General features: G+C 61.8%; 9 protein-coding genes. 8 read left to right on the plus strand and 1 reads right to left on the minus strand.

Translation table 11 applies throughout. From position 1 onward, the window contains the following. Window positions 1–138 precede the first annotated feature (138 nt). A complete protein-coding gene (gene mvaT / locus LOY70_RS23675) occupies window positions 139–516 on the plus strand; it encodes a histone-like nucleoid-structuring protein MvaT (RefSeq protein WP_003205091.1) in 378 nt (125 codons plus the stop codon). A gap of 96 nt (window positions 517–612) precedes the next feature. Here mvaT and sbcB read toward each other — a convergent pair whose 3' ends face one another. Continuing rightward, on the minus strand, window positions 613–2,040 hold the full coding sequence (sbcB, locus tag LOY70_RS23680; protein ID WP_265029500.1) for an exodeoxyribonuclease I: 1,428 nt from the start codon (window positions 2,038–2,040) through the stop codon (window positions 613–615). Between the two features lie 332 nt (window positions 2,041–2,372). On the opposite strand from sbcB, the gene LOY70_RS23685 reads away from it, so the two are divergent. From LOY70_RS23685 to LOY70_RS23715, 7 genes are all read left to right on the plus strand, one after another. After that, window positions 2,373–3,098 carry an RDD family protein gene (locus LOY70_RS23685; RefSeq protein WP_265029501.1) on the plus strand — a complete coding sequence of 242 codons (726 nt, stop codon included), beginning with the start codon at window positions 2,373–2,375 and terminating at the stop codon, window positions 3,096–3,098. Beyond that, the gene (locus LOY70_RS23690; protein ID WP_265029502.1) at window positions 3,095–4,069 is read left to right on the plus strand and encodes a stage II sporulation protein M; all 975 of its coding nucleotides are present in this window, start codon (window positions 3,095–3,097) and stop codon (window positions 4,067–4,069) included. Before LOY70_RS23685 ends, LOY70_RS23690 begins: the two co-directional genes overlap by 4 nt. After that, a complete protein-coding gene (locus tag LOY70_RS23695) occupies window positions 4,056–5,594 on the plus strand; it encodes a DUF4129 domain-containing protein (protein WP_265029503.1) in 1,539 nt (512 codons plus the stop codon). Before LOY70_RS23690 ends, LOY70_RS23695 begins: the two co-directional genes overlap by 14 nt. Then, window positions 5,591–6,754: a DUF4350 domain-containing protein gene (locus tag LOY70_RS23700; protein ID WP_265029504.1), complete on the plus strand. Its 1,164-nt coding sequence runs from the start codon at window positions 5,591–5,593 to the stop codon at window positions 6,752–6,754. Before LOY70_RS23695 ends, LOY70_RS23700 begins: the two co-directional genes overlap by 4 nt. A gap of 158 nt (window positions 6,755–6,912) precedes the next feature. Continuing rightward, window positions 6,913–8,100, plus strand: coding sequence for a Fic family protein (locus tag LOY70_RS23705; protein ID WP_265029505.1), 1,188 nt, complete (start codon window positions 6,913–6,915; stop codon window positions 8,098–8,100). A 114-nt stretch (window positions 8,101–8,214) separates the two neighbouring features. Further along, window positions 8,215–9,219, plus strand: coding sequence for an AAA family ATPase (locus LOY70_RS23710; protein ID WP_265029506.1), 1,005 nt, complete (start codon window positions 8,215–8,217; stop codon window positions 9,217–9,219). A 175-nt stretch (window positions 9,220–9,394) separates the two neighbouring features. Further along, the gene (locus LOY70_RS23715; protein WP_265029507.1) at window positions 9,395–10,726 is read left to right on the plus strand and encodes a DUF58 domain-containing protein; all 1,332 of its coding nucleotides are present in this window, start codon (window positions 9,395–9,397) and stop codon (window positions 10,724–10,726) included. The last annotated feature ends 28 nt before the right edge of the window (window positions 10,727–10,754 follow it).

Consider the following 10,754-nt stretch of genomic DNA (forward strand, 5'->3'; position numbering starts at 1 on the left):
TAACTGCAATGGCCATTTTTGCGGCACTGCACTAATTAATTAAATAAAACACGGCTTAAATGTTTACTTGATGAAACTGTCTGATTACTATTGTCGCACTGTCTCCTTGTCACCCGCGTCCTACATAAGGTAGTCCAAATGTCCTTGATCAATGAATACCGCGCCACTGAAGAAGCCATCAAAGAACTGCAAGCGCGTCTGAAAAACCTGTCCCAAGACGACAAACTGCAAACCGAGCTGGAATTCGAAGGCAAACTGCGTACGCTGATGGGTGAGTACTCCAAGTCCCTGCGCGACATCATTGCCCTGCTGGATCCAGAAGCCAAGTCAAGCAAAGCACCACGTGGCGCGGTAAAAACTACCGGCACCAAGCGCGCTCGCAAAGTTAAGCAATACAAAAACCCGCACAACGGCGAAGTCATCGAAACCAAGGGTGGCAACCACAAGACTCTGAAAGAGTGGAAAGCCAAGTGGGGCGGTGACGTGGTTGAAGGCTGGGCAACCCTGCTGGGTTGAGCCTCACCGGTTCGCACCGTTTCTTTGCGGACACAATAACGCCAGCGATTGCTGGCGTTTTTTTATGCCTGTCATCTTCTTACTTCTTGGCAGCGCTCAAAGGCTTAACCGTTTACGCAATTGCTGGCTGTAGCCCTGCCATTCCATGAGTACCTCTTGCTGCAATGGCGTAGAAAGGGCCATCCATTCTCCCATCGCCTCATCAAAACTTTTCAAGGTATTAGGCGCTCCCCATTCCGGGGACGACAGACGTTGTTGACAGAAAATTCTCCAGCGCCCTTGCTCTTCCGGACTCAGCGTGTCTGGAAAGTTGCGTGCGCGATATCGAAACAATAATTCCGGCAAGCGCTCATCATCAAAAGGCCAGCGTTCATGCGCCAATTGAGCCGGGTCCGCCAGGCGGACTTGTTCACATAAACGACGATCACGGTCGCCGATGAAGCCCGCGTATAACTGTTGTTCGGGATCCTCACTGGCGGTGAAATCCTCGCGGCCATAAATAGCCTGAAGTTTATCCTGCCAAACTTCCTGTGCTTCAGTTAGTCGCAATGCCCGCTGCTGATAACCGTCCATGTCCAGTTGCAGCCGCTGTTGATCCTCGGCGCGCAGCACCGACAACGGCGCAACCACCGGACACTTGTTGATATGAATGAGCTTGAGCGGCACGGGCAATTCACCTTCGAGCAGCTCTTCGCGACGCGTGTACAAACGCTGACGCAACACCTCGGCATCGTGGTCCAGCAAGCCCTGGGGATCCAGGTGCAGGTCGCAGACAATCAGGGCGTTGCGGTTTTTCGGGTGCCAGGCCAGCGGCAAGACGACGCCGATGTAACTGCGCGCCGCCGAGAAACGCCCGGAAATGTGCACCATCGGCTGCAACAGGCGGATCTGGTCCATCACCTTCTGTTTGCTGCGCAACTGGAACAGCCAGTCGTAGAGCCGGGGCTGCTGCTGGCGAATCAGGCGGGCCAGAGCGATGGTCGCGCGAACATCCGACAACGCATCGTGCGCCTGGCCGTGATCGATGCCATTGGCGGCGGTCAGGCGTTCGAGCTTGAGGGTGACGCGGCCGTCCTCCTGCGGCCAGACGATGCCTTGCGGGCGCAGCGCATAGGCGGCGCGCACCAGGTCGATCAGGTCCCAGCGACTGTTACCACCCTGCCATTCCCGCGCATAGGGGTCGAAAAAATTCCGATAAAGGCTGTAGCGGGTCATTTCATCGTCGAAGCGCAGGGTGTTGTAACCGGCGCCACACGTCCCGGGAGCGGCCAATTGTCCATGAACGCGGGTCATGAAATCGGCTTCGCTCAAGCCTTTTTCGGCCAGGCACGCCGGAGTGATGCCGGTGATCGCACAGGCCGCCGGATGGGGCAGGATGTCATCGCTGGGCTGGCAATACAGGTTCACCGGCGCGTCGATTTCATTGAGCTCGAAATCGGTACGGATACCCGCCACTTGCAAGGGCCGGTCGCAACGCGGGTTGATGCCGGTGGTTTCGTAGTCGTACCAGAAGATGGAAGTCACGGGCTGTTCCTGAACTGAAGACTGGCGAAGTCTAGGCGCTCGAACCCACCCCAGGCCAGCGGTCCTGTAACTTTTGAAACATCCAATGTGGGAGCGAGCTTGCTCGCGATAGCGGTGGGTCAGCCTGCGGTGATGCTGGCTGTGCAGCCGCCATCGCGAGCAAGCTCGCTCCCACAGGGGACCTGCTGGATGGCCCAGATCGTGTTCACACCCCCAGTCACGTTGCGACCCATGAAATGAAATGACTGGCATCGACATATCGTTTGCCCGCGCGAAGGCTGCTAGCATCGCCGACATTGAACGATCGATCCGGCCCATCACTCAGGTTGCCCATGCTCGACACACCAGCACTGCAAAGGAACGCGACGCTGCCGGCGCCCCTGGACACGCGCTATCAGGTCGAAACACCCGAAGGCATCGACCTGCCATTGCGTCCGGCGGGGTTGGTGCCCCGTTCATTGGCCTTCGCCATCGACCTGGGCATACGCGGGCTGGTCTTGGGGCTGCTCTTTCTCATCCTGGCGTTTTTCGGTGAACTGGGCATCGGCCTGGGTTCCATCCTGCTGTTCATTATCAGCTGGTGGTACATGGTGCTGTTCGAGGTGCTGAACCAGGGACGCTCTCCCGGCAAGCAGATCATGGGACTGCGCGTGGTGCAGGACGACGGTCGCCCCATCGGCTGGTCCGCCTCACTCATCCGCAACCTGTTGCGCTTCGTCGACATGCTGCCCTTCGCCTATGCCTTCGGGGCAATCAGTTGCCTGCAACATCCGACCTTCAAACGCCTGGGCGATCTGGCGGCCGGCACGCTGGTGGTGTATCGCGAACAACCGGTCAAACGCCCCACCCTGCCATTGGTACAACCATTACGCCCACCGTTTGCCCTGAGCCTGAACGAGCAACGCGCCGTGCTGAGTTTCGCCGAGCGCCAGGCCGAACTGTCGCCTGCGCGGGTCAACGAACTGGCGAGCATCCTGGCCGCGCCCTTGACCGTGCCGGCGCCCCGCGCCGTGGCCGAACTCAACGGCATTGCCCGCGGCCTGTTGGGGCCGACATGAAGCAAAGCCTGTTCGAAAGTCGCCATCAAGAAGAATGGGCACATTTGTCGGGCCTGCTCGATCAATTGGAGCGCAGCCGCAACGCCCCCCAGAGCCGCGATTTCCCGCCGGCCTATCGGCGGCTTTGTCATCATCTGGCACTGGCCCAGGCGCGCGGCTACAGCAGCTTGCTGATCGACACGCTGCAACAATTGGCGCTGCGGGGCCACCAGCAACTCTACCGGGATCGCAGCCGGCCATCGGCCAGTCTCTCGAGCTTTATCCTCGCCGGGTTTCCTCGGCTGGTCCGCGAACAATGGCGCTTCGTGCTGGTCGCCAGCGTGATGTTCCTGGGCAGCCTGGCGGGCATCGGGCTGTTGGTCTATCTGTTTCCCGAGTTGGTCTACAGCTTGCTGAGCGCCGAGGAAGTCAGCCAGATCCGCGGCATGTACGACCCGGTCGCCGGGCACTTGGGGCGCTCGATCGAGCGGGCTTCCAGTGAGGATTGGGCGATGTTCGGCTACTACATCATGCACAACATCGGCATTGCCTTTCAGACCTTCGCCAGTGGCTTGATGTTTGGCCTGGGCAGCGCGTTCTTCCTGTTTTTCAACGGCCTGACCATTGGCGCGGTGGCCGGCCACCTGACCCAGATCGGTTCGGGCGGCACGTTCTGGTCGTTCGTGATCGGCCACGGCGCTTTCGAACTCACCGCCATCACCCTGGCCGGCGCCGCTGGCCTGCAACTGGGCTGGGCCTTGATCGCGCCGGGGCGCCTGACCCGGGGCGAGGCCTTGCGGCTTGCCGCGGGCAAAAGCGTGCTGATGATCGGCGGGGTGATGCTGTTCCTGCTCATCGCCGCGTTCATCGAGGCTTACTGGTCGTCCAGTGCCGTGTCGTCGGCCACCAAGTACACGGTCGGCGCATTGTTGTGGCTGCTGGTACTCAGTTACCTGCTGTTTGCCGGACGGGTCCGCCATGCGCCTGAGTGACGCCACCGTAGTCATCCGCCCGCGCACCACCTGGGAAGCCATGGACCTCGGTGTGCTGATGAGCCAGCAGCATCGACGGTTGCTGATGACCAGTTGGGCCATCGTCACGCTGCCGGTGTATGCGCTGCTGACCCTGTTGCTGTGGGATTCGCCGTCCCTGGTCGTGCTGGTGTTCTGGTGGTTGAAACCGGCCTTTGACCGGCTGCCGCTGTACATTCTTTCCAAGGCGCTGTTTGGCGAAACGCCTACGTTGAAGCAGGCCTTGCGCCAGTGGCCCGCGCTGCTCAAGCCCCAATTGTTCGCCAGCCTGACCTGGCGACGACTGAGCCTGAACCGCAGCTTCCTGATGCCCGTGGTGCAACTTGAAGGGCTCACCGGCGACGCGCGGGAGCAGCGCTTGCGGGTCCTGCTGCAGCGCAACGGCGGCGTGGCGCAATGGCTGACCATCATCGGCGTGCACCTGGAAACCGCCTTGTGGTTCGGCCTGATGGCCCTGTTCTATCTGTTTGTGCCGCAACAGGTCGAACTGGAATGGGACTGGCAGACACTGCTCGACACTACGGAATACGGCTGGTTGTGGTTCGAACACCTAGTGAACTTTTTGTATCCTCTCGTGCTGATCGTCTGGGAGCCGATCTATGTCGCCTGCGGCTTCAGCCTCTACCTGAACCGCCGTACGATCCTCGAGGGCTGGGACATCGAACTGGCGTTCCGTCGCCTGCGCCAGCGCCTGAGCAGTGCAGCCCCGGTGCTGATACTGCTGGCACTGATGCTGCTGCCCCTGGCGCCTCCGGCCTGGGCCGCCGAAGACAGCAGCGCCCCCGACAGCCCGCGGCTGCTCAATCAACCCGTCACCAGCGAAGCGGCCCGGGACAGCATCAAGGCGATCCTCGACGCCCCGCCGTTCAAGAACCCGGAAACGGTCACCCGCTATCGTTTCGGCGAAGAAACCAGCGAGGCCCCCGAAAACAGCGAAGCCCCGGACTGGTTCAAGGCAATGTTCAAATGGATGGGCAGCCAACGCTTCGACGTCATCGCCGCGCTGATCCAGATCGCCCTGTGGGCCTGCCTGGTGGGCGCGATCGTCTGGCTGGCCTGGCGCTATCGGGAACGGCTCAAGGCCCTGGCCAATCGACGGCCGATGAAGCGGACGCCCGTCGAACGCCCGGCACCGGCCCAGATGTTCGGCCTGGATATCCGCCAAGAAAGCCTGCCGGTCGATGTCGCCGCCAGCGTCGAGCAGCTATGGGCCGACAATCCCCGCGAGGCCCTGGGGCTGCTCTACCGGGCCCTGCTCAGTCGCTTGCACCATGACTTCAAGGTCCCGTTGAAGCCGGCCGACACCGAAGGCCAGGTGTTGCAACGCGTCGAACAACTTCAACAGGCCAACCTGCTGGGCTTCAGCGAAAGCCTGACCCGGCACTGGCAGAACATTGCCTATGGGCACCGCGCACCGCCGCCTCATCTGCAGCAGGAACTGTGTGACGGCTGGCGCGGGCTGTTCGGTCCGGGAGCGTCTCGATGAGCCGGCACGCCGGGTTGCTGACCGGTGCACTGCTGGTCGCGTTGGTGGGTGCGTTGGGCATTTATCTCTACGTGAAGGCCGTGCCCTACCAGGAAACCGTCGATCACGGCCCCTCCCCCGAAGCCCAGGCCAACCCTTACCTGGCCGCCGAACACTTCTTGCGCCAGCAGGGCATCAACGTCGAGCACGCCAATAACCTGAGCGTGCTTCCCACCTTGGAGCCTCGCCAGCGCAGCCTGCTGTTGCTGGGTGAACGCACCCACATGACGCCACGGGAAGTCGACCAGTTGATGAACTGGACCCGGGCCGGTGGACGCTTGTTGTTTGTCGCCGAGGCCTTGTGGGACAACAGCACCGGTAGCAGCGGCGACTTGCTGCTGGACCGCGTACACCTGCGCCAACTCATGAGCGAAGACCTCAAGGAGCCGGCCCCCGAGCTCATCAAGGATCCTTACCCCGAACTGACCAAGTTGTACCTGGAAGACGAAGAGGCGCCCGCGTATATCGGCTTCGACACCGACTTCCACCTCGAAGACCCGCAGAACCTCGCCCAGGCCTGGGCCAACAGCGCCCTGGCGACCCATATGATGCAACTGACCCTCGGCTTGGGCACGATCACGGTCATCACCGACGCCGAGCTGTGGAAGAACGAGCACATCGACCAGTACGACAACGCCTGGCTGCTCTGGTATTTGAGCGCCGATACGGACGTCACGCTGCTGTTCGACACCGATCACGACGACCTGCTGACCCTGCTGTTGCGCTATTTCCCCCAGGCCCTGGTGGCGCTGCTGGCCCTGGTTGCCCTGTGGCTCTGGCGCTCGGCGGTACGCCATGGCCCGCTGCAACAACCGGCGCCCAAGGCACGGCGTCAGTTGGAGGAGCACTTGCAGGCCAGCGCCGGTTTTCACCTGCGCCACACCGGCCAGCAGCAGCTGTTACAGACCTTGCAACAGGACGTGCTGCGCCGGGCCCGCCATCTTCATCCCGGTTTCGAACAACTGGCCGTCGCCGAACAATGGCAGGTGCTCGCCCGCCTGACCCGCCAGCCCACGCGGGCCATCAGCCAGGCCTTGAGCCCCCGGCCGAAACAGCGGATGTCCAGCGCTGAGTTCTGCCGCCAGGTCGCCCATTTGCAAACCCTCAGGAATGCCTTATGAGTTTTCCGCAGATAAATCCGCAAAAACTCTCGAACTCATCTATCGTAAGGTACTACCAAACCTAGCAATAACGGGTGTTATAGCCCATTTTACTTTCCGCATAAATTTCCGCAGGAATCACCGAATAAATAACCGTTTATGTGCGCCGGAATCAAACGATGATTACCTCGAAAACGTACCTTGACCCAGTACTGCCAGAAAATCTGCCCGACTCGATCATTCAGGCTGCGGATCAGTTGCCGCGCAAGGCAGAATTTCTTGCCGGACGGCTCGCCGATGAGACATCGAAGCAACTGGCGGGCCTGCTGCGCATCACCAATACCTACTACTCGAATCTGATCGAAGGGCATCGAACCGAGATCGCTGACCTCCAGGCTGCTCGCACGATACCGAAACGGGAAAGAAAGGCACTCAAAGAACTCGCCGTGCAACACATGACCCAGCAGGAGGTGATGGAGCGGCTGCTTCGCATGCGGCCAGCGGACAGCTTCTCTGCCATGTTCGACCCCACGTTGATCGCTGCCCTCCATCGTCGACTGTTCAAGGACGCGTCTACGGAGGAGCTGACTCTGGGCGATGGTCGCATGATGGAGCCGGGCAGACTGCGGGCCGAAGCGAATGAACAGGTCCAGGTCGACGCGCATATCGCTCCAGCGGCTGCGGCGGTCTTGCCCATGCTTGAGCATCTGCAGTTGCACTACGGACGAATCAAGGATCCACGGCGCCAATTGATCGCGGCCCTGGCAGGCCATCACCGAGTGGCGCTTGTTCACCCCTTCCTCGATGGCAATGGTCGAGTGGTTCGGATGCTCACCCACCTGCAACTTGTTCACCTGGGGCTAAAACCTTTCCTCTGGTCACTGTCTCGTGGCCTGGCACGCAGGCAGGATGAGTACTATCGCTTCCTGGCGTTGGCTGATCGCCCTCGTGAAGGTGACTATGACGGGCGCGGCCAACTCTCACAGCGCCACTACTTCAACTTCATCGAGTTCATGCTCGACGTCTGCCACGACCAGATCGAGTACATGACGAACGCGCTAAACCCAGCCAAGCTGCGCGAGCAGGTTGTCCATGTGTTCTCAACGGATCCCGACCTTCGCCGTGCCGGCATCAGGCCCACCAGTGCAGCGGCCGTGCTGGCGCTTCTCACCCAAGGTGCGATGCCGCGTGCGGAGTTCAAGGTGTTCACAGGGTTGAAGGATCGTCTTGCAACGGAAGAGCTGAGCCGCTTGATCGAAGCGGGGATAGTGGTCAGCAGTACCCCCAGGTCCCGCACGGTGGAAGCGGGTTTGCCCGCCCGCTTCGCCGGTTTGATCTTTGCGAACCTGCATTTTCAAATGGGCTGAGTTGTACCGGTGACTCGGTCGTCAGCCGCTTGATATTCAAGAGGTCGGTATGCACCGTGGTATTAATTTATCTCGCAGTAATAGGATTTAACCGTTAGGAGAACGCCAGACCCCATGACTGAACAGAACGAACCTGCCGACGGCCAGACCCACGCCGCCCAACAGCGCCAGCGCGCCAGTCAATTGGCCCAGGCCATTCGCACCGAACTGCGCAAAGCCGTGGTCGGCCAGGGTGCGGTGATCGACGATGTGCTCACGGCGCTGATCGCCGGCGGTCACGTCCTGCTCGAAGGGGTTCCCGGGTTGGGCAAGACCTTGCTGGTGCGCGCCCTGGCCCGCTGTTTCGGCGGCGAGTTCGCGCGCATCCAGTTCACCCCCGACCTGATGCCCAGCGACGTCACCGGGCACGCGGTGTACGACCTGCAGACCGAGCAATTCAAGCTGCGCAAGGGCCCGGTGTTCACCAACCTGCTGCTGGCCGACGAGATCAATCGCGCACCGGCCAAGACCCAGGCCGCGCTGCTCGAGGCCATGCAGGAGCGCCAGGTCACCCTCGAGGGCCGCGCCCTGCCCATCGCCCAACCGTTCATGGTGCTCGCCACCCAGAACCCCATCGAACAGGAAGGCACCTACCCGCTGCCGGAAGCCGAGCTCGACCGCTTTATGCTCAAGGTGCGCATGGACTACCCCGACGCCGACCAGGAATTGAACATGGTGCGTCAGGTCAGCCGCTCGACCCGGGCCGACATGCTTGATGTACAGCCGTTGCGCACGGTGTTGCAGGCCAAGGACGTGCAGGCCCTGCAACGCATCGCCAGCGATCTACCGATGGACGACCAGGTGCTCGACTACGCCGTGCGCCTGGCCCGCACCACCCGCAGTTGGCCAGGGTTGACCCTCGGCGCCGGGCCGCGCGCCTCGATTGCCCTGGTGCGTTGCGCCCGAGCGCGGGCGTTGTTGCGCGGTGGCGAGTTCGTGGTGCCGGACGACATCAAGGGCTGCGCCCTGGCCGTGCTGCGCCATCGCGTGCGGCTGGCGCCGGAGCTGGACATCGAAGGACTCTCGGTGGATCAGGTGCTGGGGCAGTTGCTCGATCAAGTGCCGGCGCCGCGGTTGTGAATAATACCAACATGCCGAGGATACCTTCTGTGGCGAGGGGATTTATCCCCGCTGGGCTGCGAAGCGGCCCCCTGGTTCTGTCTGACACACCGCTAGGGGCCGCTGCGCGGCCAACGGGGATAAATCCCCTCGCCACAAAAGTGCGCTCTGCATTTCTTCCAATGGGAATGCAGCCATGAAACCCTCGCGCCTGCTCCTGATCTGGCTCGCGGTACTGCTGGTCCTCGGCATCGTCCTGGGCGTATTGCGGGCGCTGGGCGTGGCGGTTCCATCGACCCTGTTGTCCATCAACTGGGGCTTGCTGCTGGCGTTGCTGGCCCTGGCGCTGCTCGACGCCGTGCGCCTCAGCCGCTTGCCTTCGCCCCGGGTGCAACGGCAGATGCCGGCAAGCCTGGCCCTGGGTCGTTGGGGCGAGGTCCGTCTGGAGATCAGCCATGACTTCGAGCAGCCGCTGGAGGTCGGGCTCTTCGATCATGTCCCCGATGGCCTGGACTTCGAAAACCTGCCCCTGACGGTGGAGCTTCAACCCGGCCAACACAGTCAGGTCGGCTACCGCCTGCGCCCGCTCAAGCGCGGCCACTTCACCTTCGAACACTGCGAAGTCAACCTGCCGAGCCCGTTGGGCCTGTGGGCTCAAAAACGCCTGATGGACGCGCTCGAAGACATCCGCGTCTACCCGGATTTCGCCCGGCTCTACGAAGGTCAACTGCTGGCTGTGGACAACTGGCTCAGCCAGCTCGGCATCCGCCAGCGCCAACGGCGCGGCCAGGGGCAGGAATTCCATCAACTGCGCGAATTTCGCGAGGGCGACAGCCTGCGCCAGATCGACTGGAAGGCCACGGCCCGCCACCGCATGCCGATTGCCCGTGAATACGAGGACGAGCGCGACCAGCAGATCATCTTCATGCTCGATTGCGGTCGGCGCATGCGCAGCCAGGACGGCGAGCTGTCGCATTTCGATCACGCCCTCAACGCCTGCCTGCTGCTCAGCTACACCGCCCTGCGCCAGGGCGATGCCGTGGGCCTGAGCACCTTCGCCAGCGAGCGGCCACGCTATCTCGCCCCGGTCAAAGGCACCAACCAGCTCAACGTGCTGCTCAACACCGTGTACGACCTCGACAGCAGCCAACGCCCCGCCGACTACCAGGCCGCCGTCAACCAACTGCTGACCCGGCAAAAACGCCGGGCCCTGGTGGTGCTGGTGACCAATCTTCGGGATGAGGACGACGAAGAACTGCTCACCGCCGTCAAACGGCTCGGCCAGCAGCATCGGGTGTTGGTGGCGAGCCTGCGGGAAGAGGCCCTCGACCGCTTACGCCAGACGCCGGTGCAAACTTTGCCCGAAGCCCTGAGCTACTGTGGAACAGTGGATTATCTGAACGCCCGGGCCGAACTGCATGAGCGCCTGAGCGCCCATGGCGTGGCGGTACTGCAAGCCCGGCCCGGGGAGTTGGGGGCCGAGCTGGTGACGTTGTATTTGGGGTGGAAGAAGGCGGGGAATTTGTAGGTGATTACGCCTTGTTCATTGAGAAAGG

This window comes from Pseudomonas sp. B21-054 (assembly GCF_026016345.1).
In the GTDB taxonomy this organism is placed as follows: domain Bacteria; phylum Pseudomonadota; class Gammaproteobacteria; order Pseudomonadales; family Pseudomonadaceae; genus Aquipseudomonas.

Bases quoted from the DNA above. Each gene is read 5' to 3' on its own strand.
- LOY70_RS23700 (WP_265029504.1), top strand. From the start codon at position 5,591: ATGAGCCGGCACGCCGGGTTGCTGACCGGTGCACTGCTGGTCGCGTTG.
- LOY70_RS23695 (WP_265029503.1), top strand. From the start codon at position 4,056: ATGCGCCTGAGTGACGCCACCGTAGTCATCCGCCCGCGCACCACCTGG.
- LOY70_RS23705 (WP_265029505.1), top strand. From the start codon at position 6,913: ATGATTACCTCGAAAACGTACCTTGACCCAGTACTGCCAGAAAATCTG.
- LOY70_RS23710 (WP_265029506.1), top strand. From the start codon at position 8,215: ATGACTGAACAGAACGAACCTGCCGACGGCCAGACCCACGCCGCCCAA.
- mvaT (WP_003205091.1), top strand. From the start codon at position 139: ATGTCCTTGATCAATGAATACCGCGCCACTGAAGAAGCCATCAAAGAA.
- LOY70_RS23715 (WP_265029507.1), top strand. From the start codon at position 9,395: ATGAAACCCTCGCGCCTGCTCCTGATCTGGCTCGCGGTACTGCTGGTC.
- LOY70_RS23690 (WP_265029502.1), top strand. From the start codon at position 3,095: ATGAAGCAAAGCCTGTTCGAAAGTCGCCATCAAGAAGAATGGGCACAT.
- LOY70_RS23685 (WP_265029501.1), top strand. From the start codon at position 2,373: ATGCTCGACACACCAGCACTGCAAAGGAACGCGACGCTGCCGGCGCCC.